Source organism: Mycobacterium pseudoshottsii JCM 15466, from assembly GCF_003584745.1.
Taxonomy (GTDB): Bacteria; Actinomycetota; Actinomycetes; order Mycobacteriales; family Mycobacteriaceae; genus Mycobacterium; species Mycobacterium marinum.
Window position 1 is genome coordinate 5,178,024 of sequence record NZ_AP018410.1, and the last position, 24,393, is coordinate 5,202,416.

Here is a 24,393-nt window from a genome sequence, read left to right on the forward strand (position 1 = left end):
TCGCCCATGGCCAAGAGACGGGAAATTTTGTCGGCTATCGATGGTTCGTACCCGGACCGGGTAGATCGGCGCGGCCGGCAAATCCGTGCAGCATGCCAAGGGCGGGCCGGGCGGATCCTGCCACCGCGCCCGCCCGAACTGCCGACCGCTATCGCAGACCATGCCGTTCTCGCTTGTGTCGTCGTCCGTCACCGCACGAGCCACCCAGGATGGTTACCCACACACGTGCGCGGCCAACCCAAGGCTGGGATGGGTCAAGCCTATCGGGCTTGGATCGGACAAGCGCGACGACTACGCGCCCGACGGCCGACGGCCGACGGCCGACGCAGCGACGCCTACCGGCCGCTGTCCGCATAGGGGGGTGCGCCCAGTCCCGCGACCGAATGGGTGCCCCGCGGCGTTTGCTCGATGACACGTACCGCGGCGCTTCGTTCACCTACGGTCAGGGTGCCCGCCCTGGCCTGCTTGAGCGTGTCCCGCGGAAGCCGATCAAGGACCGTTCCCTGCCAGTGGTAATTGCCGTCGATCGGGTCGAGGTGGCCGGCAAGGCGCACATGCACCGCATGGCGGACGCCGCCAATCTCCAACGTGGCCGCCCCGTCATAAATGTTGGGGATATTGGGAATGCCAGTGTCTTCGGGCGCCCCGGCGGACAGGTCGAACGCCCGAAGCGGCTGGTATGGCTGCACCGGCCTTAGCTGGGCGCGCTCGTTGAACACTTGCTGGCTGCTGCGCAGCACCTCGATGCGGGTGCTGGCGGTGCGTTGCAGCAGGTCCACGCACTCGGCGACGTAGCTGATCTGCGCGGCGACGTCGGGACCGCAGATGAAGAAATAGTTGGGAAACCCGTGCACGGCAACACCCAGGAAGGCCTCCATGCCCGGGTACCAGGCCTGTTGGATGGTCAGTCCGCGCGTGCCCACCAGTGTCGGTTCAACGGTCTGCTCAGGGATGCTGAATCCGGTGCCGTAGATGACGGCGTCGACGGGGTGCTCGATGCCATCGTTGGTCCGGATGCCCGACGGGGTGAGCGCCGCGATGGCTGATGCTGCGATCGTGGGCGCCCGCCGCGGTCGCTTGGCGCCGATGCGGCCGAGTAGCCATCCCTTGGCCTGGGGTGGGTGGCGTGCCAGGTCAGTGACCACGCGCCGTGGTCCCTGGGCGAACACGGTGACCGATGCCGCGGAGTCCGCCCACTCATCGATCCAATGAGCGACGTTGGAGTCGGTGCCCAGCACCGCAATGCGTTTGCCCGCCGGACGGAAAGCCGGGTCGGGTGCGCCCGCGTGAAACGACTCGCCCCGGAAATCGTTACGCCCGGCAAAGTCGGGTGTCCAGCGGACGTACACCGGCGGACAGGCTGCCACGACCACGCGGCCGCACACGGTGGCGCCATCGGCCGTGCGCAGCGCCCAGGTGTCGGTGTCGTCGTCGAAGGCCGCGCCGATGACCCGGCCGGGTCGCAGCTGCGAGTTGGCGGGCAGGCCGGGGGCGTGGTCGAGGATGACGACGTCGCAGACGCCGGCCGCCAGCAGTGCCGCATGCACACTCCGGCCACGGAACCCAGGGCTCCGGCGTTGTTGATTAGCAGGCTTGTGAGCTGGGTTGATGATCTTTGGTGCCGCGCTATTGGGGCCGGAGTGTAGGCACGGGCTATCTGGAGAACGATCGAGTTGGTTACTGTTCGTCGTTGGTCTGGAGTTGCCCGTGCCTACCGTTTCAGTATTGCCTGTGTCGTCGGTTCCAGAGGTGTTCGACCGCTGGAGTCCTGGTGAGCGCAGCGAGCTCATCGGATCGGAGTTTCTCGATGTGTTGGCCTCGGTGCCAGACCCGAGGGACCCACGCGGTCGGAGGTATTCGCTGATGGCTTTGTTGGCGATCGCGGTTCTGGCCACTGCCGCGGGGATGCGCGGCTATGCTGGTTTTGCCACATGGGCGGCCACCGCTCCCGATGATGTGTTGGCCCAATTAGGGGTCCGGTTCCGGCGGCCCAGTGAGAAGACCTTCCGCGCTGTTTTGTCTCGGCTAGACCCCGCCGACCTCAACGCCAGGATGGGCAGTTACTTCACTGCACACGTGGCCAGCAGCGACCCCAGTGGATTGGTGCCGATCGCGTTGGACGGCAAGATGCTGCGTGGTGCTTTACGCGCCAAAGCGACAGCCACGCATCTCGTGTCGGTGTTCGCCCACCGTGCCCGATTGGTGCTCGGTCAACTCGCTGTCGCCGAGAAAAGCAATGAAATTCCCTGCGTACGTGCCCTGCTCACGCTGCTGCCGGGTAGCTTGCGGTGGCTGGTCACCGTGGATGCGATGCATACCCAGGTCGTCACCGCGAAGTTGATCTGCGCCACCTTGAAGTCGCACTACCTGATGATCGTCAAGTCCAACCAAGCCAAAATACTTGCGCGTATCACCGCGCTGCCCTGGGCCGAGGTGCCCGCAGCCGCTACCGACGACTCCCGCGGCCACGGCCGTGTCGAGACCCGCACCCTGCAAATCATCACCGCTGCACGAGGAATCGGCTTCCCCTACGCAAAACAAATCATCCGGATCACTCGTGAACGCTTGATCACCGCCACCGACCAGCGCAGCGTGGAGGTGGTCTATGCCATCTGCAGCCTGCCCTTCGAGCACGCCCGCCCTACCGCGATCATGACCTGGATGCGTCAACACTGGGGAATCGAGAACAGCCTGCACTGGATACGCGACGTCACCTTCGACGAAGACCGTCAAAGGGCACATACCGGAAACGGCGCACAGGCCCTAGCAACGCTACGCAACACCGCGATCAATCTGCACCGCCTCAACGGCGCCGACAACATCGCCGAAGCCTGCCGGATCACCGCTTTGACCGCCAACCGCCGCCTAGACCTCCTCAATCCACAATCCCCCAGCTCACAAGCCTGCTAATCAACAACGCCGGAGCCCTGCGCAATACCCGAGGTGCCATTGACGTCATTGTCGGCGCCGGCGCCGCCATTGCCGCCCGTGCCGCCAACTCCGCCGGTGCCGATGCTGCCCGCCGCGCCGCCGTCGACCCCCACACCGGCCGCACCCGCGGTGCCACCCGTGCCGCCCTTACCACCGTCGGCACCGGGCACCCCGGTGGTGCTGGGGACCCCGCCGCCCTGAGCGCCGGCGCCGCTGTCTAGCGCACTGGCGATACCGCCCGTGCCGCCCGGACCACCGCCCTGGCCGCCGGTGCCGCCGGCACCGCCCTTGCCGCCGGTGCCACCACCGACCCCGCCGATGCCCGCCCATACCGCCCTGCCCACCCTGATGACCCGCGGTCGGACTGACCTGGTCGTCGCCGCCGGCACCACCACCGACCCCGCCGATGCCCGCCCCGCCGTCACCGCCCTTGCCGCCCATACCGCCCTGCCCACCCTGATAGCCCGCGGTCGGACTGACCAGGTCGCCGGTGCCCGCAATGCCGGTTCCGCCGGCACCGCCCGTACCACCGACCCCGCCGGTGCCATTGGCCCCGTGCGCGCCGGCATTCCCCAAATGATTGATTGAGCCAGTCACCGCCCCGCCCGCGCCGCCGGCTCCCGCCTGACCGCCGACCCCGCCGGCACCGCCGTCACCGCCGGTCGCGCCCAAGCCTGCACCAGCGCTGCCGGTGCCGCCCAGACCGCCAGCACCGCCGGATCCACCGACCCCGCCTGCCCCACCTGACCACCCGATCAGCGCCCGGTCGACCCCGCCGACCCCGCCGGCACCACCGGCCCCGCCGTCACCGCCGACCCCGCCGGTGGTGCCGGTCGCACCGTCACCGCCGACCCCGCCGGCACCACCGGCGCCGCCGTTACCGCCGCCGAGAAGCCCATTGGCGCCGCCGGTTCCACCGGCACCGCCTGCCCCACCCGGGGTAGCACCGGCCCCACCGGCGCCCCCTGCCCCACCGGCACCCCAGAGGCCCGCCGAGCCGCCAGCCCCACCGTTCGCCCCGGCGCCACCGGCCCCGCCCGCTTGGCCGACGGCACTTGGCGCCCCGTTACCGCCGTTGCCGATTAGCAGCCCGCCCGCCCCGCCAGCCTGCCCGGGCGCAGTGCCGTTGGCACCATCGCCGATCAACCCGCGTCCGAACAACACCTGTGTCGGTGCATTCACCGCGCCGAGCAGGTCTTGCTCGATGGTCTGCAATGGCGTGACGTTGGCGGCCTCGGCACTCGCATACGACCCGCTGGCACCCGCCAGGGCGTTCATGAACCGATCGTGAAATGCCGCCATCTGTGCGCTGAGTGCCTGATAGCTCTGCGCGTGTTCCGAGAACAATGTCGCGATCGCGGTGGACACCTCGTCACCGGCCGCCGCAACAAGGCTCGTCGTCGAGGGCGCCGCCGCCGCGGTGGCCGCCCGCAGCGCTTCCCCGATCCCCGTCAAATCTCCCGCCGCGGCGGCCAACGCCTCAGGCGCTGCGGTCACGTAAGACAACATCTGGGACCCCTTAACTCGTAAACGATTTCTTCTCGGAGACCAAGCGGGTGCCCGCAGACGCGCCGCGCGGCCGAGCAAGACGCCCGCACAAACTCTTCGTGGAACACCGGCACCCGCGCACTGAGCGCCGGATATTCAGCCCGTAGCTCCCGAAGGTCCCGGTGATCGCCACGTTGCAGCACAACGACTTTCGCGGCTATTGCGGCCTTCGCGTCATGAACGACGCCCCTTGCCCTCGGCGCCTCAGGTCGCCAGTGGCCATAGCGGTGTTGGTCGCCCATCAGCGCCCCAAAGCCCGGCGTTGCGATGAGAAACGACATGCGCTGTCCCCAATTGGCCATCGAATAGCAGACAGCCCGAGCAGCTTGAAGCAGCTCGCGCCGACGGTAGGTAAAGTCTCGTCGCCGAAACTCCTGCTGGGATGAGTCATATGACCTAACCGGTCCGGCGAGCTCGCGCCAGCTCCCCATCTGCACCAACTGGCCGCCGACAGCCACCCACGGCCACGGCGATCATTGCGTTGCTGGCAAATCTGAACGCGATCCAGGAAGCGGCCGCAGCGCGCGGCGCGTGAATCCGATTAGCGCACTGGATGCGGTACTAATCGAAAACATGGCGGTTGGGCAATTGATTGCATCCGTTGAGCTGCGCGAAGTGGTGTCATTTTCTATTCCACTGCGGTGGATCGGGTCACTCGCAGGTGGCGAGAACACCATGGGGCAGGTCTGCGCCGAGCTCGGTACCGAGTTGATCGAGTTCAACGGCGAAGCCGACCACATGCACCCACTCGTCGGCTACCCACCCAACTTGGCGATCTCCACACCGGTCCAGCGAGTCGAGGGCCGCACCGCCGACGCCGTGCGCCGCGAATACACCGAAGCCGATGTGCCCGCCGCTCGGACGCCTCTGGTCGCCGTCCTACTTCGCCGGCTGCTGCGGAGGCGTACCACTGCACACAGCCCAGCCGAACGACGTGTCGCGTTTGCTCCGCTCGTTATCGTGTATCGAATATCTCTGCCGGTGCCGCGTACCGCACGGCCCAATCGCTCCAGGCCAAAGCAGTCGGCCCAATGGCGCTATCGACACGAGTCCAGCGTTGATTGGCATCGCCGCCGCTGGCCTGGAATAGGCCCGCATAGGTATCGGTCTTGAGCCCGTTGGCGGCCGCATCCGCGAATGGGGTAGCGCTGTAGTCCAGTTTGCCCGCATCGCCAGCGACGATCTGGCCATACAGGAACGCCCACGTTCCGGAAGCGTTCAGGCGCCTGACGTTGAGACCGACTGGAATGCCAAGCTGCGTTGAGATGTCCGAAATTGCAAGCTCAACGATTCGGTGCTCTACGGGAGAGGAAATATCCTGCGCTGGAGAGGTGCTGATTGGCTTGGTGGCGTGTTCATGTCGATCGCACGCTGCTGTGCCGATAGCCAGCGACAATGAGACTGCGACGATGAAGCGAGGTATCCACACATTTGCGTCACGCACCTCCTCACCGTACACGCAACTATGGTCGCGGCGGACAAGGGGATCTGGACGAAAGACGCTACAAGGCAACGGGTTCCAGTAGGAACCTTGGCAGGACGGCCGAGCGATGATGGCTACTGGTTGGACCGTGCCCGAGGTTGTGCCACTGGGGAGTCATTACTAGGTCCAGGACAAGTAGGCGGGTGGGTGCTGGATGGGTCGGCGTTGTGGCCGCGCCAGTCACACTGAGACGGTGACGAAGCAGTGGCCGTAGCACGGCCAACAAGCCGCCATCAAAGCCGATCACTTCGACCAACTCAGATCCCACGACGACGGCAACACCGGCACCCGCAGGCCCCCGGACTCAGCACCCAACATCGACAAGCCCGATGGCTCCCCTCTCACTGAACCCGACGTCCCGACAAACCCCCACGACTGCACATCCCCCACACCCACCGATCCTGCCAACCCATGCCTCACAGAATCTTGATCGATACCCGCCACGGCATCATTCGGCCCAGGCACCGACTGAACACCGGCAAGACCTCCCAGTTGCGTTGGAGTGTCAATGTTTTGCGTTTGCGACGACACACTCACACTCCGCAAACCAGCGTCTGCCACGCCCACACCGAGGTCCGATGAACCCCGGACATACGCGTCAATGCCCAACGGCAATGCGATCGGCAATGCGATTGGCACAGCGATCGCGGCGGCAAGTGGCACGGCAACGGCGCTTAGCACCATCGCGGTCACTGCAAAATCCAGCGCGAGCACGCTGGCGAGAGCTAGCGAGATCGCCACGGCCTCGGACACGCTGTGCGCCACGAGAAGCCCAGCCACCGCGTCAGACACAGCTCCATACGCGAAGCCCCCAAAAAAGCCGATGACCCCCGCTATCAAGAAGCCGATGGGGTCACCCAGGTACTCGCCGATATCCATGCCGAGCAATGCTATGGAATCCCAGGCATAAGTGAAGATATCGAAGAAATTGTACACGAATTCTTCCCAAAAATCCGACCAGCTGCCCAGCACGTTTGCAGCCTGTGGCAACACATTCGGGGCGTCGTCGCCAAGGGAGCGGATCGGTCGTGGAGCAGGGGTCGTTTGTGGCGCTCGCGCCGCAAACACGGTTGAGGCCGCGTCATAAGCGGACATGGTAGTTGCGGCTTGGACCCACATGCGCGCGTAGTCGGCCTCGTTGACGGCGATCGGAACGGTATTGATGCCAAAGAAGTTAGTCCCGAGCAACACACCGTGAGTGAGGTGATTCTCGGCCAACTCGCCCATCGTGGGCATCGCCGCCAGCGCTGCACAGTACGCGGCGGCCATCGCCTCATGCTCGGCGGCCATCGCCTCATGCTCGGCGGCCATCGCCTCGGCTTCGGCTCCGTTTCTCATCAACCATGCCACATACGGCTGGTGCGCAGCCGCATAATTCGCGGCACCCATCCCCTCCCACGTCTCGGTTTCACCAACGACCACCACGGCGGTGAGTTCGTCAGCCGCCGAGGAATACGCGGCGCCGAGCGGCGTCCACGCCGACGCCGACACCTGCAACGACGCCGCACCCGGACCCGAACTCAGCAACGCCGAATGCACCTCTGGCGGTGAACCCATCCATACCGGCGATGTCATGATCGATCACCTGAGAGCTGGACGTCGCGGCCACCACGAGGGACGCCGACCGATCGCAGGCGACCACGTAGACCCACCAGCCGCTGACCAGCCACAACGTCGACCGTTACTCGGCTGGATGTGCGCGCGGGTGGCATGTGACGAAAACTGCTACACAACAGACGCTTACCTTTCTCTCAAGGAAGTCGCGGGCGGCCGAGGCGTCCCACTCGGGAGCTTCGGCGGTGCCGCGGGCGACCATGGTCATGGCGTTCGATTCATGGATGTCGACCGCCGACTGAAAAGCCCAGATGACACGGGCACGTCAACCCGGGGTCACCCTTGTCCAAGCCTTGGACAAGCACGGCCTATGCACTACAAGCTATCATCCACCAACACACTTAGGTGTTTCACCATGCCCGGGACTGGCTGTGCGGCAACCATTGTGGGGCGCCTCACAGCCCTCGATCGCAGCCGGGGCCACGCTCGTTGCGGATCCCGAAATCGAACGCCGATCTGCGCTCGGTGCTCGGCGGGTGAACCTGCAAACCGGCATGGTTTCCCGCGGTACCGATTGGCGCATATCTCCGGTTCAGGACCTCATTCGCGACCAATACCAGGTGAGCTTGCAGGCTCCCCCAAAGCCGGTGTCGCAGGGGTGATCTTTGACACTCCTTAGATGAAGGGGGTGGGCATGGCCGCGCGGCGGTATCAGTCCGTTATTGCCAGTGGTTTGTCGATTCGTTCGAGTCGACCTGAAAAGTTCGACCGTCCGATGCCGGGCACGGGCCCGGCCGGAGACGGACATGGCCCGCTTGTCCGCGGGCAGGCTGGCGTTCCGGTCTGCGATACTGTCGCCGATACGGGGCAGGCCACGACAGCAAACCGATCATCCACTGCATCCATGCCTGGCGAGAGGAACTTGCGGCTGGGTGCGAGTCGGGGAGCAGCTTCCGCGCATGCAATCCTGTCGGCATGGATGACGTGTCACAACGTCCGATGGCCGCCAGTTGGCGCAGCCTGAATCTGGCGAATTGGGAGTCGCGCGTGCCGCTGCACACCGGGCCCAATGGATACGACCTCGACAGCTTCGACGATCCCGATTTTCTGTCTGCAGAAGTTCGATATGACCTGCCGAGGCTCGGACGACTCGATGGCCTCGATATCGCCCATCTGCAGTGTCACATTGGCACCGATACGGTCTCGCTGTCTCGGCTGGGGCCACGATCAACGGTGGGCTTGGACTTCTCCCCTGCCGCGCTGCAAGCCGCCCGGGACCTGGCGATGCGCGCCCGGGCCGATGTCGGTTTCGTCGAGGCCGACGTCTATGACGCGGTCCAAGCACTCGGTGGTTAGCGTTTCGATCTCGTCTACACCGGCCTTGGGGCGTTGTGCTGGATTCCTAGCATCAGCCGCTGGGCCGATGTTGTCGCAAGCCTGCTCCGGCCCGGTGGAAGGCTGTTCATGCGCGAGGGCCATCCGTTCTTGTGGTCGCTCAGCGATCCGCGGCCCGACGGGCTTGTCGTCGTTGAATACCCATACTTTGAAACTAGTGGCATCCCGTTCGTCGAGCATGAAACCTATGCCGGTAACGGAACTGTCGCCTCACCCCAGATCATCCATTTCAATCATGGGCTCGGCGAGATCTTCACCGCGCTCACCGCCGCCGGGCTGATGGTTACCGGCCTCGAAGAGCATCGCGAAGTCCCATGGAATCCGTTGGGAGATGCGATGATCCCCAGCCCAGATTACGACGGCGAATTCATCCTCGCCGAAGATCGCGACCGGATTCCGATGACCTACACCGTTCAAGCAATCAAGCGTTAACCACTTCGACGCAAGACCCTCGGCTCCGCGACGACCTGTCTCAACACCTGCACAATGGGTCATGCACTGCTGCCAGCCGGTTCGCCTTGGCGCTATGTCGACGCCCACGACTGTACTCACGCTTCCAGCGTCGGGGTCGTGACCACAACCCGTACTGGTGGAACCCGCGCCGAAACCGCCGCGATCGGTCAAATCACCGCTGGCCCGACTGCGGCCGCTGCCGGGCTGGACGCAACCGACCACGCCGAGAGCACGCGGACTCGCATGCAACGATGACTGGCGTACCCAATCCCAGCCGCGCCAACGACGACCAGGATGCGCGCGGGACGAGGAAACCCCAGTACAGCGCGACGTTCTACGCAGCGATGTCCGGGCTAACGCTGGTCCTGTTCGTGATCAATGTGTGCAGTCACGGCTCGGCCCTAGGTCTGATCAGTACCGGAGGACTCGCGGTCTTGATGGTCTGCCGAGCCTGGTCCGCCAAGCGCCACAGGAACCACCAATAGGGCCGGCATTGCAGTCTGGCGCCCGCCTTACCCGGCCCGCGCGACCAACGAACCGTCGACACCCACTCGAACAACCCGCTATAGCCCACCCCTTTAGCGCCGCCCCGGCGGACAGCCCAGCGATTCTCCCCCGCGCTCTCATAACGATTTCGACAATGTCTTGGCGCACTGCCTTTTCGGAGTCCGCGACCTCCAGCATGTGATCTAACGCACAGTTCGTGCCCGTTAGTGGCCAGATCAATGCGGCATACCTAACTTCGAAGGCACGAGGAGCCCACAAACCTTCGACATGATTGACGACCGCGACGAATCAACGGCGGTGCAGACACTGCCGGACTGGGCTCGAAGTCTGGACTTATCCCCCCACCCCGAGGGCGGCTGGTTCCGCGAAACTTGGCGTAGTGCACTGACACTCGGCCAGTCCTCGTTGCCAGCCGAATACGACGGCCCACGCAGCGCCGGCACCGCGATCCTGTTCCTGCTGATGCCAAACCAGCACTCCGCTTGGCACCGCGTGACCAGCGCCGAGCTGTGGTTCTTCCATCGCGGCAGCCCACTGGCGGTGGACATGGGAGACGAAAAATCAACTGCGACAAGACATGTAATTGGCCAAGACATCGGAGCCGGACAACGTCCGCAGCTTCTCATTCCACCCGGACATTGGCAACGCGCCTGGCCCCTCGGCGACGAACCTACCCTGGTCAGTTGTGTGGTGGTGCCGGGCTTTGACTTTGCCGACTTCACGCTAGACCCATCGTGATACGCATCAGCCAGTCCGATCACGACCACTAGAGGACGGAGCCACTGCGAGGTCCGGCTCGATGCCCCGCTCCGCCAGGGGCACCTCCAGTAGGTCGATGAGCTGGACCGACTGGCGGTGGAAAATCTTCGGATGCGGTCGGATACAGGCCACGGCGCCCGTCCACGGCGCGGTCCTGCAATGTTGCCGATAGCGAAAATGCCCACCGACAACTGTCATTCATCCCCATCGATGCCGGAGTCGTGCCAGCTGCCGCAAAAGAGCGCTGAGCAGCGTGATCCACATCTAGAAAGGCAGCCTTTCAACAGTACGCGACGCATGCCACGAATTAGGTTGCAAGCCAGTCAAGTTCAGCCATCACGCACTCCATGCGCGCGCAACCTACCCGGACCGTTCTTGCTTCGCGCCCACGGTACCCGGATTGGTTGCGCTTTGCGGACGCAAGATCCGCCACGTCGCGGCGCTGTTGCCGAAGGAGCATCAGAGCAGGAGCTAGCCATCGCGGCCGCGCGGCCCGGCTCGTCACCCGGAGATTTGCTTGGTCGACGGCGTTGTGTACGATCCAGATGTCGAACGCCCACACGCAAGCGATAACGAATCATTGAATCTTTTTGCAGCGCTTCCGATCCCAGCACGCCTTGCATCTCGGGCTGCCCGAATGTCGCAACTGTTGAGCGCCGCAATCACGATCGCGCTGCCCGCTGCGGGCCTGGTTGGGTGTGCCCCCCAGACCGCCTCACCGCCGACGACAGCCGCCTCCTCCTCGACGAGCGAGACGGCGACGACGTCGCCAACCACCGCCGCGGCCGCCGGCGCGAAGTCCGGGGTGTCCAACGGCGAGACCTACGAGGTGACAATGGTCTCGGTTACCGGCGCCACCCCCGACAATCTGGGCCGATGGGATGTGAACATCGGTCAGCTCGCCGGCGGCGATGCCGGCGTCAGAGACGCCTTCAACCAGGCCAGCGACGCGTCGGGGCATCAGCAACTCGATCAGATGCGCGCCGAGACGGGCCCCGATACCCAGTGGGACTTCGAATCACATTCGGCGGTCACATTCCGCCCCGTCGCCATCGCAGAAGTCATCACCGGCGTTCACTCGGCCAAAGAGGCCGCGCACCCGAACAACTACGTCAACACCATCGTTATCGATAGCCGAAGCGCCAAGCCCATCACCCTTGCCGACCTGTTCGCAAACGAACAGGCGGGATTGGAGCGGCTTTCCGAGCAAACAAGGCTGATCTTTCCGAAGGTGTGGGGCGGCGGCCCGAGCCCAATGCTCGACGAGCCCGGCAACAGGCCCATCGCGGAGAACTTCGCCAACTGGATTCCGACATCGCAGGGCATCGAGCTGCATTTCTTCGACTACCAGTTTGGCCACGGGCTTCCGGTGATCACGGTGCCCTGGTCGGCGCTCACCGATGTGCTGGCGCCCGACATGGTGGCACTGGAGCACGACTAGGGGCCCAATCCACCGCCGCGGGGGCTTTGCTGTGGACGCACCTCGCGTGCCCAACCCAGCGTGCGACGACGCCACATCGACCTGTGCCGGACGCACCGAGAGCAGAATTCTTCGAATCCAATAACGATCGAGGCCAAACCCGGGCCCGGCGCGCACCAGAGCAAGTACCCTGCAGCCAGGGAGTTGCTTTGCTGTCCGGGTTCTCAACCATGGAAGATGGCGTGGCTTCAGACCAGCGGCTTTGGCGCTTCTGATGGGACCGGTGGGAACTGGCGGCTGGTCGGAGATGGGCGATGGGAGTTGGGAGGACCTGGTGAGCTTTGTCGTCACCCAACCGGAGCGGCTAGCGGCGGCGGCTGGGAGTTTGCAGGAGGTCGGTTCGGCGGTCAGCGCGCAGAGCGCGGCCGCCGTCGCTCCCACCACCAGCGTGGCGCCAGCGGCGGCCGACCAGGTGTCCGCGTTGACCGCCGCGCGGTTCAGCGCACATGCCCAGCTCTATCAAATGGTGAGCGCCCAGGCCGTGGCGATTCACGACAGGTTTGTCGCCGCGCTGGCCGCCGGCGCCCAGTCCTACGAGGCCGCCGAGGCCGCGAACGTGATTGCGGCTGGCTAAGGAAGGTGTTGGCAACGGACTTCGGGGCTTTACCACCTGAGGTTAACTCGGGCCTGTTGTATGCGGGCCCGGGGGCAGCGCCCATGCTGACCGCGGCCACCGCCTGGGATGGGCTTGCCACGGTATTGAATTCCGCCGCCGCGTCCTATGCCTCGGTGGTCTCGGGACTCACGCTCGAATCGTGGATGGGTCCGGCATCGGCGTCGATGGCGGCCGCGGCCGCACCGTATGCGACCTGGTTAGCCGTTGCCAACGAGCAGGCTCGCCAAACCGCCGCTCAGGCCCGGGCGGCGGCGACGGCATTTGAGACGGCGTTTGCGGTCGTTGTGCCACCGCCGCTGATCGCGGCCAATCGCAGCCAGGTGGCGTCATTGGTGGTTGCCAACGTCCTCGGACAGAACACTCCGGCAATCGAGACGCTGCAGGCCGAGTACGCCGAGATGTGGGCCCAGGACGCCGCGGTCATGTACCAGTACTCGGCGGCATCGGAGGCCGCGTCGACGTTGGCCGCGTTCACCTCCCCCGTACAGTCGACCGACCCAAGCGGCGCGCAGGCGAGCACGGCAGCGGGCGCCGCGGCCGCCGGCACAACCGCGCAAACCACCGCGAGTCAGCCGACGACCGCGGCTACCGATACGGCCCAGGGACTCGCGGCGGAGGTACCCACAATCCCGGCCGGTTCGGACCTGGCGGCACCGGCCGCGATCTCCATCCCCACCCCGGTCGGCGAACTGGACCTGTTGGCCGCCTACATCGCGGTCGCCGCGACAGCCAGCTTGAGCCTTTCCGCCGTGAACACCGCCAGGCCCTGGAGCTACAGCACCAACAATGACCACGCCCAACCGAACGGCGGTGGGGTGGCACCGACACAGGGCAACACCCTGGGTACGGAGCGGCCCGACGCCGAGGTGTTGGTGTCCGCGCCCAACGTCGTGCCCACCTCGGCGTTCGTGGGACATGCGGCATTGGTCGGTGCCCTGTCGGTGCCGCACAGCTGGGCCATGGCCGCCCCCGAGATCAGGTTGGCCGCCGAGTCGCTGCCCAGCGCGGGCGGGCTGAGCGCGCCTGCCGGTCCCGACATGGGCGGCGTGGCTCCGACCGGCCTGCTCAGTGGGATGGCGTTGGCGAGTCTGGCCGGACGCGGCGCGACCGGCGCGGGCAGTCGTAGCCCCAGCGAGTCGGCGACCAACGAAGACGAACAGCCACAGCGCAAGCCGACGGTGGTGGTTATCCAGAAACCGCCGCCGGCCGGGGGGCCACCGGCCGCCCGCCCCTGACCGATCCCAGCCATCGATTCCCCCCAATCCAAGCCGGGTTCGCCGAACATGTTTGTCATCGGCCGCGGATGGCAATGTTTCCCCGAAGGGGGGCGTATCGGCCGGCCTATACGCCTACCTAGGTCCCGTCGGTTCAGCCCGAGAGCCGACGGGACCGACTTTTTCCGGCCTATTCCCGACGCTTTTGCGGTCCTCGACACGGCTCTCGGGATATGAAGGAGCACGCACGCCGACCAGGAGTACCGTGCCGCTTATGGACGGCACAACGGGTGTGTGGATTCTGGGCGGCTATCAAAGCGACTTCGCCCGCAACCTCACCAAGGAAAACCGCGACTTTGCGGACCTAACCGCTGAGGTGGTCCCGAGCACGCTGGCCGCGGCCCAGATTGAGGCCGCCGACATCGGGGTCGTACATGTCGCCAATGCCTTCGGCGAGATGTTTGCTGGGCAGGGCCATCTGGGTGCGATGCCCGCGACGGAGTCCGATGGCCTCTGGGATACCCCGGCCTCCCGTCATGAAGCGGCATGCGCGTCGGGCAGCGTGGCAACGTTGGCCGCGATCGCCGATCTGCGATCGGGTTTCTACAACAGCGCGCTCGTCGTCGGGCTCGAGCTGGAGAAGACGGTGCCCGGCGATACCGCGGCACAGTATCTGGGCGCGGCGGGCTGGACCGGACACGAGGGTGCCGAGGCGCGTTACCTGTGGCCGTCGGTGTTCACGCAGGTTGCCGACGAATATGACCGACGCTACGGCCTGGACGACACGCACCTGCGCAGCATCGCCCAACTCAACTACGCCAACGCGCGCCGCAACCCCAACGCCCAAACTCGGGGATGGACGATCCCGGATCCAATCACCGACGACGATGCCACCAATCCCATCACCGAAGGCCGGCTGCGGCGGTTGGATTGCAGTCAAATGACCGACGGTGGCGCGGGTTTGGTCCTGGTCAACGATGCCTATCTGCGCGACCATCCGGGTGCGCGCCCGATCGGCCGCATCGACGGCTGGGGGCATTGCACCGTGGGGCTGGGTCTGCAACAGAAACTCGACCGCCCGGCCCAAGGTGAGTCGGGTCAATACGTGCTGCCGCATGTGCGGAAAGCGGCGCTCGACGCCTTGCGCCGCGCACACGTGAGGCTCGATGACCTCAACGGGTTCGAGGTGCATGACTGCTTTACCCCCAGCGAGTACCTCGCCATCGACCACATCGGGCTGACCGGCCCGGGGGAATCGTGGAAGGCCATCGAAAACGGTGAGATCGAGATCGGCGGACGTCTGCCAATCAACCCGAGCGGAGGACTGATCGGTGGCGGCCACCCGGTCGGAGCTTCCGGCGTACGAATGCTGCTCGATGCGGCCAAGCAGGTCAGCGGCGCGGCCGGCGACTATCAGGTTGAGAACGCGACCAAGTTCGGCACGCTGAACTTCGGCGGCAGCACCGCCACCACCGTCAGTTTCGTTGTCAGCACAACCAAGGACGCATGACATGGATGTCGAGATCGTCGGTAAGTATCTGTCCACTCTTCCCGAAGACGACGACCACCCATATCGCACCGGGCCGTGGCGGCCGCAAACCACCGAATGGAACGCTGACGACCTGACCGTGGTCGAGGGCGAGATCCCCCATGACCTCGACGGCGTCTACCTGCGCAACACCGAGAATCCACTGCATCCGGCATTCAAGACCTATCACCCGTTTGACGGAGACGGCATGCTGCACGTGGTCGGCTTCCGTGACGGAAAGGCCTTCTACCGCAACCGTTTTATCCAGACGGACGGTTTCCGGGCGGAAAACGAGGCCGGCGAACCGCGGTGGCCCGGACTGGCCGAGCCGATACAACTGGCCAAGCGTGACCAGGGCTGGGGTGCTCGCACGCTGATGAAGGACGCGTCCAGTACCGACGTCATCGTGCACCGGGGCATCGCACTAACCAGCTTCTACCAGTGTGGGGACCTCTACCGGGTGGATCCGTCGTCGGCCACCACGCTGGGCAAAGAGACCTGGAGCGGACACTTCCCGTTCGACTGGGGCGTATCCGCGCATCCCAAGGTCGACGGCAAGACCGGCGAGCTGCTTTTCTTCAACTACAGCAAGCAAGAACCGTACATGCGCTACGGCGTTGTCGACCAGGACAACGAGCTGGCGCACTACGTCGACATCCCGCTGCCCGGGCCCAGGCTGCCGCATGACATGGCCTTCACCGAGAACTACGCCATCCTCAACGACTTCCCCCTTTTCTGGGATCCGCAGCTGCTCGAACACAACCTTCATCTGCCGCGCTTCTACCCGGACATGCCGTCGCGCTTCGCGGTGATCCCCCGCCGGGGCAGCACTGCCGACATCCGGTGGTTCGAGGCGGATCCGACCTTCGTCCTGCATTTCACCAACGCTTACGAGGAAGGCGACGCGATCGTGCTCGACGGCTTCTTCGAGGGCGCGCCCCACCCCCTCGAAACCAGCGCCAGCAGCACCAAGTGGGAAAAGCTCTTCCGCTTCCTGGCGCTGGATCGCCTGCACACCCGATTGCACCGATGGCGGCTCAACCTGGTCACCGGCGCGGTCAAGGAAGAACGGCTGTCCGAGTCCATCACCGAGTTCGGGACCATCAATTCCGACTATGCCGCCCGCCAATATCGCTACGCCTACGCGGCCACCGGCAAACCGGGCTGGTTCCTGTTCGACGGTTTGGTCAAACATGACCTGTTGACCGGCAATCAGGAAGGCATTTCGTTTGGGGAAGGTGTCTATGGCAGTGAGACCCAGATGGCTCCACGGGTGGGCAGTTCGGCCGAAGATGACGGCTACCTGGTAACCCTGACCACCGACATGAACGACGACGCCTCGTATTGCCTGGTCTTCGACGCCGCCCGAATCGCCGACGGCCCGGTGTGCAAACTGGAATTGCCGGAACGCATTTCCAGCGGAACCCATTCAACATGGGTGCCGGGTAATGAATTGCGCCGCTGGCACCATGCCGACTCGGCGCCCAGCGCTATCGGGCTCTAACCGCCAAGGAACGGACATGAAGCGACGCCGGCACACCCATTGGCCCCATGAACTTGCCTCGATCGGCGCCATGCGGTTTGCTCGCCGCTCGTCGAACTTCGAAGAGACCGTCCGGTTTTACCGCGAACTGGTGGGCCTTCCGCTCTTCGAGACGTTCGGGGACAGTTTCGGCAGCAACGGCGCGATATTCGGGCTACCCAGCTGGAATCTGACGCTCGAGATCGTCGAGTCGGTCGACACCGTCGCGGTCGATCACCACGAACAGCTATGCCTGTACTTCCCCGACCAGCCCGCACAGCAAGCGGCTATCGCACGCCTCAGGGAGGCGGCGATCGAACCAGTCCAGCAGCACCCGTACTGGGAAGCCGTGGGAGCGGTCACCTTCCGTGATCCGGATGGACGCGAGGTGGTGTTCGCGCCCTTCGTGTACGGAGTCAACGAACCCGGTGAAAGCGCCGCGTCGGGAACTCACGAATTCCCTTCCGGCTGAGGCCTTCAGCGCGTCGATCGACCGCCGAACGCGGCGGCGGCCACCGCCCACAGCGAGCATGCCACCGCGCACACCGCACTGCCGATACCAACATAGAGCCCGTACTCCGCCGACACCGGTGGATTGACGTTGAGTTTGTAGTACCACACCGCGAGCGCCACGATGAGCAAGGAAATAACCAGGGCAGCAATCGAAGAGAGCCTGACCGACAGACCGCGGCCCACCATGGCGCCGGCCACCAGTAGCGTCGAGGACAGCAACACGATCAGCTGGCCGGCGCCGAAGCCGGTCGGTAGTTCCAGGTTGCCGTGCGCAACGCCGATGGCATTCGCCCAACCCCCGCCACCAACCGCCGTGGTTAGCCACGGCATCCAGGCGCTGGCTCCCATGACCGCGGCAAACAGGACGACCAGCCAACCAGGGCGCAAGCGGCGAGTCATGATTGCGAGATTAGCCGAATGCCACCCGGGCCCGGGCAACCGACCGCCGGGCCAGCGTGGTGTCGTCGGGCTAGGCCCGCAGTGACGAGAGGTTGAAGTTCGCCCCGGTCGGATCGCTGGCCGCGGCCAGCCGGCCGTAGGGCGTGTCTTCGGCGCCGCGCACCACCGCTCCACCGTTGTCGGCGATCATCTGCAGCGTTTTGTCGACATCCTCGGCACCGAAGAAGATACTCCACTGCGATGGCACCCCCTCGGGCAGCAGCCTGGCGCCGTCCATGAACCCGAGGAGCTGTTCACCGTCGAAGGACGCGGTGGTGTAGCGGAATTCGTCGGTGTCACCGACTTGTTCGGTTTGCCACCCGAAAAGTCGGCGGTAAAAGCCGATCGCGGGGTGGTAGTCACGGGTCGTCAATTGATGCCAGACCGCAGCGCCCGCCTCACCGATGATCTCGAATCCACGGTGCCCAAGCGGCTGCCACAGCCCAAAGAACGCGCCGGCCGGGTCGGTCGCCATGCACATGAAGCCCTTGGCGGGTATCTCCATGGGGTCCACGCATCTGGAGCCGCCCGCTGCGGTCACCGCGGCGGCCGCCGCGTTGATGTCAGCGGTGTGGAAGTAGGTGGTCCAATTGTCCGGCGCCTGCCATTCGGGATTGTTGGCCATCAGGCCGGCGACCGGATGGCCGTTGCGGGCGGCATTGACGTAGCCCCGTATTCGGGTCCCGCCGACTCGAACGTCCAGCCGAAAACCGTGCCGTAGAAGTCTTGGGCGCGGTCGATGTCTGATGTCGTCAGGTCGATCCAGCAGGGGGCGCCTAGCGGCGCGGCGTTACGGATGGGCACGATGACCTCCCTAGTGTGTGGGCCCGGATGCGGGTTCACAGATATGGACCACGACCGATCCAGAAACTCATCGGCAGTCGCGAAGTTTAACCCGATCCGCCATCGATGAGGGGCCGTCATCACCCACCCCTGATCACCGAATGACGTTCTAGTACTTACGCATCCGTGCTGACCAGCTTGACCCAGGCCACCCTGACGAGCATTCTCTTCGATAACGCGCCGCGGTGGTCCTATCCCCCTGGCAGGCGACCGGAAGGGCAACCCGTGGACATTTGGCAGATCTTGTGCGATCTGGCGCAGGAAACGTGGCTGGAGCATTCGCGGGAGTTGGCTGAGTGGCTACTCGAACGAGAAAAGTCGGTAGCAAGCTCCGCGGAGGGCCGGCGCGGATCCAGCGTTTGCGGTTGGACTATGCGATTGATGACCGCTCTGGAGCTATCGCTTGGCGACGGGACCCCGGACAACGGCGATCGCTTGGCGGCCAGCGGCGCCAAGTTCGATGAACTCAGTGCCCAAATCGCCGCTCTTGGCCCCGACGACGGCTGGCAGGGCCTGGCGGCGCAGGCCTACCTAGCCCAAAACCTCGCACAGTCACAGCGCGTGAAGCTGATGGGCGATCTCGACCATGAAACCAGCCAGCTGGTTTCCGCCCAAGCCAAAGCGATTGAAAGGGTTCGCGATGTCCTGATCGTAGAGAGAATCGCGCTCATCGGTACGTTCGCGCTTTGCCTTTGGTATGAACTGATGGATGGCCCCGAAGGCCAAGCTCTTTCGATGGAAGTCGCGATAGCCGCATGCGCGGTTGCGTTGATCGTCCTGAGCGGCTTCCTGGTCGATCTGTGCAACACCACATCCCAGGACCACAGTGAATTGCATTCCGCGACAAAAAATTGACCGACATGCTGGCGACCTTGCCAACTCTGTCCGACCCGGGTCCCGGGCTGGCGGGTGCGCCCCTCCCGCCGTCACAATCCGATCCGGAATTCAACGTCGCCGGTCTGTTTGACCGCACCGGGCAGCTCCCCGAGGCAGCTGAGATCTCGGTGGCTTTGGCCGACTTGCCCGGCTCTGTTGAATTCAGCGTGCCCACGCTGCCGGGCCCCGGCTTTCCCGACTTCGGTGCACCCGACTTGCCCGTCCCCGGCTTGGCCGGATTGCCGACACTGCCCGAACCGGCCGCCTTGGCCACGCCACCCGCGATGGCTCAGCTAGCCGCACCCTTGCGCCGGCTCACCGGGCTCTCGGGGACAACCGGAGCGCTCGCCAAACTCACCAACACAGCCAGCCAACAGGCACAGTTGATCGCCGCACTGACCCACGACAAACCCGGCACCGCGGAGGGCCCCACCGACGCACCGCGCGCTCCGGTGGGCGCCAGGGCCGGGCACCCAGGAGGGCCCCAGCAGCGCGTCCAATAACGCACCTGAGCACTCGAAGTTGCCTTCCGCCGGCCCCGACGGAACGGATTTCGGCCTCCGCGTCAACAAGGTGGCTACGAGCCAGCCACGTGCGGCCGGAGCCGCCTCGGGTTAGCCGGCAGCCGGCGGGGCGAATACGGTGACGAAGTTCCGCAGCGATGCGTTGATATCGCTGCGCAGCGCCGCGGCGACGACCATGCCGATCGGACCGAACAGAGCCGGCCCACCAAGGTGCACGTCGAAGCTGACGATCGAGCCTTCTTCTCCGGCTGCAACCTTGGCCATCAGCTTGACCTTGACGCCGCCGACCCCGTCACCGTTGAGGGTCATGCCTTCCGGCGGCTGGTAGCGCACGATGGTCCATTTGATGCGGTTGTGCATGCCCTTGACCTGCACGATTGATTCGACGACCGCACCCTTTTCGAGGGTTTCGGGCAACGTGCTGCGCCACACTCGGTGGATCGTCAGCCACTCCTTGAAGCGGGAGAGATCGGATGCGTGCATCCATGCCTCGTCCGGAGACAGCGGCACGTCGATCGACCCGGAAAGTTTCGCCATGTGATCAGTTCTGCTGCTCGCCCGCGGCGCCGGGACCAGCGACTTTCTTGGCCCCCTCTTGCACCTTGTGGATGGTGTCGGAGTACTTCCCTTCGGTCTTCTCGTCGACGAATTCGCCGGCCTTGTCGATCACCGTCTCGACCTTGTCGGCGTTCTGCGCCAGCAGGTCTTTCGCCTTGTCCAGGATTCCCATGTGCAACCGTCCGTTTCTCTCGGGGATGGTCAGCGTCTGCCCGGAAACCCTACTTGTCAGAGTCAGCGATGTGACCGTTGACTACCGCACTCGACAGCCGGCTAGGGCACGGAGCCCTCGAGGAAAAGACCGGACAGTTGACTGCCGACATTCCCGATACCGGAGATAACGCCTGCTATCGCCAGGCCAAGGTCGCTGGTGTTGCCGACGCCAGAGGTTGCGCCACCCAGGTTGGTGATACCCGAGAGGAGGCTGCCGCCATAGTTCTGCAGTCCGGAGGCATAGGAGCCGAAGTTCCACACTCCGGAGAGGGTGTCGCCGACGTTGCCGAAGCCCGATACACCCCCGGGACCCGAGTTGAAGAATCCCGACGACGGGCTATCGGTCGCGTTGCCGAAGCCAGGCGCCGTCGGCAGATCGAGAATCGGAATGGAGATGGGGCCGATGCCCGCGCCGATCGCGGTATTGAGCGAGGTGGAGTCGCCGCCCAGCGAAAGAACGATGGGGATTCGGCTGATGGGGATGTCCGGAACCACGATGGGACGCACCTCGGAGTCAAGCGGCAGATCCAACGTGATCGGTAGCCCGTCCACGTGGACGTCGAAGCTGACATCCGTATTCGGGATGTGGACGCTGACCGTCGCCCCTCCGGACTCTCCATCGACATTGAGGTGCAAATTCACCGGTATCGGTGTGGCGGCGCTCCCGACCCCGTGCACTGTGAAGGACTACACGGTGAGGCCGGTGATGGCGCCGGTGATGGGGATGTTGAGAATTCCGCCTCCACCGATGGTCAGCGGGATCTGCGGGATGGTGATGGTGTAGTCGGCGCCGAGCAGGCCTTGGCCGGTGCCGCGCCAGAAGAAGCCGTTGTTCATGTCCCCGGAGACAAACGCCCCGGTATTGATGTTGCCGCTGTTACCCAGCCCGGTGTTGGTGTCCCCGGTGTTAAACCAGCCGGTGTTCACATGACCCGGGTTAAACGAACCCGTGTTGTAGGCACCGGCGTTGAACCCACCAGAGTTGTAGGCACCCGCATTACCCCACCCCGTGTTGGCCAGCCCCGAGTTGAACCAGCCCGTGTTGGTCAAACCCGCATTCGCGATCCCGGTGTTGAAACTGCCCGAGTTAGCAATCCCGAAGTTGCCCGACCCAGAGTTGAAGAACCCGATATTGCCGTCACCGGAGTTGAACAACCCCACATTCCCGCTCCCGGAGTTCCACCCACCAAACCCAACCTGATGATCCCCGCTCAGCCCAATCCCAATGTTGCCCGACCCCTGATTCCCAAACCCGAAATTACCCACACCCGTGTTACCCCACCCGATGTTCCCCCACCGGTATTCCCCCACCCCCAGTTACCATCCCCGGTATTCGCCCCACCCACATTGGCACCACCCACATTGGCGCCACCCACATTGCCATCACCCACATTGGCCACACCCACATTGCCATCACCCACATTGCCGCCACCCACATTGGCGCTACCCACATTCGCACTACCCAGGTTCGCATCACCCACATTGGCGCTACCCACATTCAGCCCACCATGGTTAGCCACACCGAGACCAAACACACTGATCTTGTCGGTCCCCTGCGAGAACAACCCCGCCAAACCATCACCCACATTGCCCACACCCGAACCCATACTCGGAATCGTGTTCACCCACCCCGACACCCCAGCACCAAGGTTGAACACCCCCGAACCCAACGCCCCCACATTGCCCACACCCGAATACCCCACACCCCCAGACGCAAAGTTCCACCACCCCGAACCACCACCCACATTCCCAAAACCAGACGAACTACCCGTACCGCTATTGAAGAACCCCGACGACGGCGCACTAGTCGTATTCCCAAACCCCGCCACCGCCGGCACATGCGCCACCGGAATCACCACCGGACCCACACCCGGACCCGACAACGCCAACTGCAACGACTCCCCCGGACCCCCCACCATCAAATCCACCTGCGGACCCGTAATCGTGATCGGATCCACCACAATCGGCCCAATCGTCCCAGTCAGGCTGTTTCCGTCGACCGGATTGAGGTGTATCGGGGGCAGCATGAATTCGCTCAGTCTGATCTCGCCAAGATGGCCGGATAGCGGGATGTCCAGCGGCACTTGGACGTTAAAGCCCACTGCGATCTCGGGGATGGTGATGGTGTAGTCGAAGCCGATTTGGCCTTGAGCGTCCCCGCGCCAGAAGAACCCGTTGTTCTGACTGCCCTGGTTGAACCCGCCGGTATTGAGGTGACCGCTATTGCCGAACCCGGTATTGAGGTTCCCGGTGTTGGCCCACCCCGTGTTGGTATCACCCGCATTGAGATCCCCGGTATTGGAGGCACCCGTGTTGAAACTGCCCGAGTTGTAATCACCCGCATTACCCACCCCGGTGTTCAGCACACCCGAGTTGAACACCCCGGTGTTGTAGCGCCCCGCGTTGAACAACCCCGTATCAAACTCACCCGAGTTACCCACACCCCAGTTACCGGTCCCGGAGTTGAACACCCCCACATTCCCACTCCCGGAGTTCCAGCCCCCAAACCCCACCTGACCACTACCGGTCAGCCCGATCCCCAGATTATTGCTCCCACTATTCCCAAACCCGATATTCCCCAACCCACTATTACCCAAACCAACGTTATAGTCACCCGCATTACCAATGCCCAATATTGTACGAACCCAAGTTCCCCGGCCCGAAATTATACGAACCAATATTCCCCGAACCCAGGTTGAAACCACCCCAATTCCCAGAACCAAAGTTCAGGCCACCAACATTCCCAAACCCAACATTCCCATCACCCACACTCGCAAACCCAACATTCCCCACACCCAAATTCCCCAACCCAGCATTAAAAATGTTGGTCCGCCCGGGGAAATCGATGATGGCCGTCTGCACCGCCGCCGCCGCCGCGGCGGGGCTCTGCAGCACCTGGGTGAACGGTGTCAGCGCCGCCACTGCCGCTGACGCCCCGGTGTGGTAGCCGAACATGGCGGCCACATCCTGGGCCCACATCTGCTCGTATTCGGCCTCGACCGTCGCGATCGCGGGAGCGTTGAAGCCCAGCAGGTTGGATGTCACCAATGACACCAACTGCGTCCGGTTGGCCAACACCGCCACCGGATGCACCGTCGCCGCTACGGTGGCCTCAAAGGCCGCCGCCGCGATCCGGGCCTGGCTGGCCGCCTGCCCTGCTTGCACTCCGGTCGATGCCAGCCAACCCAGATAGCCGCTGGCGACGTTTGCCATCGCGGCAGAGGCCGGCCCCTGCCAGGAAGAACCGGTGAGCGCGGAGGTCACCGAGGAGAAAGCGGCAGCCGCCGATCCCAACTCGCCAGCCAGTCCATCCCAGGCCGCTGCCGCGGACAACAGCGGGCCCGACCCGGCACCGCTGAATATCCGAGCCGAGTTTATTTCTGGTGGCGACACCGAAAAACTCATCGCCGCAGCCCTTCTCAGGCGGCCGCCAAGCCG

At 64.5% G+C, this 24,393-nt stretch carries 21 protein-coding genes and 4 pseudogenes; 13 read left to right on the forward strand and 12 right to left on the reverse strand.

The window, feature by feature from the left end; translation table 11 throughout:
* Positions 1-335: 335 nt before the first annotated feature.
* Positions 336-1,613 carry a DUF4873 domain-containing protein gene (locus MPSD_RS23550; protein WP_197716259.1) on the reverse strand — a complete coding sequence of 426 codons (1,278 nt, stop codon included), beginning with the start codon at positions 1,611-1,613 and terminating at the stop codon, positions 336-338.
* Positions 1,614-1,707: 94 nt separating this feature from the next.
* Here MPSD_RS23550 and MPSD_RS23560 point away from each other — a divergent pair, with 94 nt between their 5' ends.
* The gene (locus MPSD_RS23560; protein WP_420811974.1) at positions 1,708-2,910 is read left to right on the forward strand and encodes an ISAs1-like element IS2404/ISMul1 family transposase; all 1,203 of its coding nucleotides are present in this window, start codon (positions 1,708-1,710) and stop codon (positions 2,908-2,910) included.
* Here the strand turns inward: MPSD_RS23560 and MPSD_RS28285 are convergent.
* Positions 2,907-3,101, reverse strand: a complete 195-nt coding sequence (locus tag MPSD_RS28285) for a hypothetical protein (protein WP_165601459.1) — start codon at positions 3,099-3,101, stop codon at positions 2,907-2,909. The two genes, MPSD_RS23560 and MPSD_RS28285, sit on opposite strands and share 4 nt — an antisense overlap.
* A complete protein-coding gene (locus MPSD_RS30475) occupies positions 3,079-4,440 on the reverse strand; it encodes a PE family protein (RefSeq protein WP_276046368.1) in 1,362 nt (453 codons plus the stop codon). Before MPSD_RS30475 ends, MPSD_RS28285 begins: the two co-directional genes overlap by 23 nt.
* A 714-nt stretch (positions 4,441-5,154) precedes the next feature.
* Between MPSD_RS30475 and MPSD_RS29855 the strand changes: the two are divergent.
* Positions 5,155-5,262 (forward strand): annotated as a pseudogene (locus tag MPSD_RS29855) (transposase); the annotation flags it as partial.
* Positions 5,263-5,434: 172 nt separating this feature from the next.
* Here the strand turns inward: MPSD_RS29855 and MPSD_RS29860 are convergent.
* The 3 genes from MPSD_RS29860 to MPSD_RS29865 form a co-directional block, all read right to left on the reverse strand.
* Positions 5,435-5,923: a hypothetical protein gene (locus tag MPSD_RS29860; RefSeq protein ID WP_020786075.1), complete on the reverse strand. Its 489-nt coding sequence runs from the start codon at positions 5,921-5,923 to the stop codon at positions 5,435-5,437.
* A gap of 282 nt (positions 5,924-6,205) precedes the next feature.
* Positions 6,206-7,501, reverse strand: a complete 1,296-nt coding sequence (locus MPSD_RS23590) for a PPE family protein (RefSeq protein WP_232022897.1) — start codon at positions 7,499-7,501, stop codon at positions 6,206-6,208.
* The gene (locus tag MPSD_RS29865; RefSeq protein ID WP_232022917.1) at positions 7,401-7,634 is read right to left on the reverse strand and encodes a hypothetical protein; all 234 of its coding nucleotides are present in this window, start codon (positions 7,632-7,634) and stop codon (positions 7,401-7,403) included. Before MPSD_RS29865 ends, MPSD_RS23590 begins: the two co-directional genes overlap by 101 nt.
* A gap of 881 nt (positions 7,635-8,515) precedes the next feature.
* Between MPSD_RS29865 and MPSD_RS30615 the strand changes: the two are divergent.
* The 9 genes and pseudogenes from MPSD_RS30615 to MPSD_RS23645 all read left to right on the forward strand — a co-directional run bounded on the left by MPSD_RS30615 (position 8,516) and on the right by MPSD_RS23645 (position 17,462).
* Positions 8,516-9,343, forward strand: a pseudogene (locus MPSD_RS30615) (class I SAM-dependent methyltransferase).
* A gap of 365 nt (positions 9,344-9,708) precedes the next feature.
* Positions 9,709-9,849: a hypothetical protein gene (locus tag MPSD_RS30920; protein WP_372509698.1), complete on the forward strand. Its 141-nt coding sequence runs from the start codon at positions 9,709-9,711 to the stop codon at positions 9,847-9,849.
* A 289-nt stretch (positions 9,850-10,138) separates the two neighbouring features.
* Positions 10,139-10,609 carry a cupin domain-containing protein gene (locus MPSD_RS23615; protein WP_020786069.1) on the forward strand — a complete coding sequence of 157 codons (471 nt, stop codon included), beginning with the start codon at positions 10,139-10,141 and terminating at the stop codon, positions 10,607-10,609.
* Between the two features lie 658 nt (positions 10,610-11,267).
* Positions 11,268-12,071 carry a DUF3298 domain-containing protein gene (locus MPSD_RS23620; protein ID WP_020786068.1) on the forward strand — a complete coding sequence of 268 codons (804 nt, stop codon included), beginning with the start codon at positions 11,268-11,270 and terminating at the stop codon, positions 12,069-12,071.
* Between the two features lie 313 nt (positions 12,072-12,384).
* Complete coding sequence (locus tag MPSD_RS23625) at positions 12,385-12,684, forward strand: PE family protein (protein WP_011742041.1); 300 nt, start codon at positions 12,385-12,387, stop codon at positions 12,682-12,684.
* A gap of 8 nt (positions 12,685-12,692) precedes the next feature.
* Complete coding sequence (locus tag MPSD_RS23630; RefSeq protein WP_084472663.1) at positions 12,693-13,961, forward strand: PPE family protein; 1,269 nt, start codon at positions 12,693-12,695, stop codon at positions 13,959-13,961.
* Positions 13,962-14,214: 253 nt separating this feature from the next.
* On the forward strand, positions 14,215-15,450 hold the full coding sequence (locus MPSD_RS23635) for an acetyl-CoA acetyltransferase (RefSeq protein ID WP_086085049.1): 1,236 nt from the start codon (positions 14,215-14,217) through the stop codon (positions 15,448-15,450).
* A gap of 1 nt (position 15,451) precedes the next feature.
* A complete protein-coding gene (locus MPSD_RS23640; protein ID WP_086085048.1) occupies positions 15,452-16,972 on the forward strand; it encodes a carotenoid oxygenase family protein in 1,521 nt (506 codons plus the stop codon).
* A 16-nt stretch (positions 16,973-16,988) separates the two neighbouring features.
* Positions 16,989-17,462, forward strand: a complete 474-nt coding sequence (locus MPSD_RS23645) for a VOC family protein (protein ID WP_012396158.1) — start codon at positions 16,989-16,991, stop codon at positions 17,460-17,462.
* Between the two features lie 5 nt (positions 17,463-17,467).
* On the opposite strand, the gene MPSD_RS23650 is transcribed toward MPSD_RS23645, so the two are convergent.
* Together MPSD_RS23650 and MPSD_RS23655 are read right to left on the reverse strand one after the other, a co-directional pair.
* Positions 17,468-17,902, reverse strand: coding sequence for a hypothetical protein (locus MPSD_RS23650; protein ID WP_020786062.1), 435 nt, complete (start codon positions 17,900-17,902; stop codon positions 17,468-17,470).
* 70 nt (positions 17,903-17,972) lie between these two features.
* Positions 17,973-18,745, reverse strand: a pseudogene (locus tag MPSD_RS23655) (VOC family protein).
* 420 nt (positions 18,746-19,165) lie between these two features.
* Between MPSD_RS23655 and MPSD_RS29885 the strand changes: the two are divergent.
* Complete coding sequence (locus MPSD_RS29885) at positions 19,166-19,639, forward strand: EspA/EspE family type VII secretion system effector (protein WP_232022654.1); 474 nt, start codon at positions 19,166-19,168, stop codon at positions 19,637-19,639.
* Between the two features lie 5 nt (positions 19,640-19,644).
* Positions 19,645-20,163 carry a hypothetical protein gene (locus tag MPSD_RS29890; protein WP_232022655.1) on the forward strand — a complete coding sequence of 173 codons (519 nt, stop codon included), beginning with the start codon at positions 19,645-19,647 and terminating at the stop codon, positions 20,161-20,163.
* Between the two features lie 111 nt (positions 20,164-20,274).
* Here MPSD_RS29890 and MPSD_RS23665 read toward each other — a convergent pair whose 3' ends face one another.
* The 4 genes and pseudogenes from MPSD_RS23665 to MPSD_RS30925 all read right to left on the reverse strand — a co-directional run bounded on the left by MPSD_RS23665 (position 20,275) and on the right by MPSD_RS30925 (position 24,360).
* Positions 20,275-20,721, reverse strand: coding sequence for a type II toxin-antitoxin system Rv0910 family toxin (locus tag MPSD_RS23665; protein ID WP_015357076.1), 447 nt, complete (start codon positions 20,719-20,721; stop codon positions 20,275-20,277).
* Between the two features lie 4 nt (positions 20,722-20,725).
* The gene (locus MPSD_RS23670) at positions 20,726-20,914 is read right to left on the reverse strand and encodes an antitoxin (protein WP_011738542.1); all 189 of its coding nucleotides are present in this window, start codon (positions 20,912-20,914) and stop codon (positions 20,726-20,728) included.
* A 101-nt stretch (positions 20,915-21,015) separates the two neighbouring features.
* Positions 21,016-21,633, reverse strand: a complete 618-nt coding sequence (locus MPSD_RS29895; protein ID WP_020786057.1) for a hypothetical protein — start codon at positions 21,631-21,633, stop codon at positions 21,016-21,018.
* Positions 21,634-21,642: 9 nt separating this feature from the next.
* Positions 21,643-24,360: pseudogene (locus MPSD_RS30925) on the reverse strand (PPE domain-containing protein).
* Positions 24,361-24,393: the final 33 nt, after the last annotated feature.

Bases quoted from the DNA above. Each gene is read 5' to 3' on its own strand.
- MPSD_RS29890 (WP_232022655.1), top strand. From the start codon at position 19,645: ATGCTGGCGACCTTGCCAACTCTGTCCGACCCGGGTCCCGGGCTGGCG.
- MPSD_RS23645 (WP_012396158.1), top strand. From the start codon at position 16,989: ATGAAGCGACGCCGGCACACCCATTGGCCCCATGAACTTGCCTCGATC.
- MPSD_RS29885 (WP_232022654.1), top strand. From the start codon at position 19,166: ATGACCGCTCTGGAGCTATCGCTTGGCGACGGGACCCCGGACAACGGC.
- MPSD_RS23670 (WP_011738542.1), bottom strand. From the start codon at position 20,914: ATGGGAATCCTGGACAAGGCGAAAGACCTGCTGGCGCAGAACGCCGAC.
- MPSD_RS23635 (WP_086085049.1), top strand. From the start codon at position 14,215: ATGGACGGCACAACGGGTGTGTGGATTCTGGGCGGCTATCAAAGCGAC.
- MPSD_RS23650 (WP_020786062.1), bottom strand. From the start codon at position 17,902: ATGACTCGCCGCTTGCGCCCTGGTTGGCTGGTCGTCCTGTTTGCCGCG.
- MPSD_RS23615 (WP_020786069.1), top strand. From the start codon at position 10,139: ATGATTGACGACCGCGACGAATCAACGGCGGTGCAGACACTGCCGGAC.
- MPSD_RS23665 (WP_015357076.1), bottom strand. From the start codon at position 20,721: ATGGCGAAACTTTCCGGGTCGATCGACGTGCCGCTGTCTCCGGACGAG.
- MPSD_RS23640 (WP_086085048.1), top strand. From the start codon at position 15,452: ATGGATGTCGAGATCGTCGGTAAGTATCTGTCCACTCTTCCCGAAGAC.
- MPSD_RS23620 (WP_020786068.1), top strand. From the start codon at position 11,268: ATGTCGCAACTGTTGAGCGCCGCAATCACGATCGCGCTGCCCGCTGCG.
- MPSD_RS30475 (WP_276046368.1), bottom strand. From the start codon at position 4,440: ATGTTGTCTTACGTGACCGCAGCGCCTGAGGCGTTGGCCGCCGCGGCG.
- MPSD_RS30920 (WP_372509698.1), top strand. From the start codon at position 9,709: ATGTCCGGGCTAACGCTGGTCCTGTTCGTGATCAATGTGTGCAGTCAC.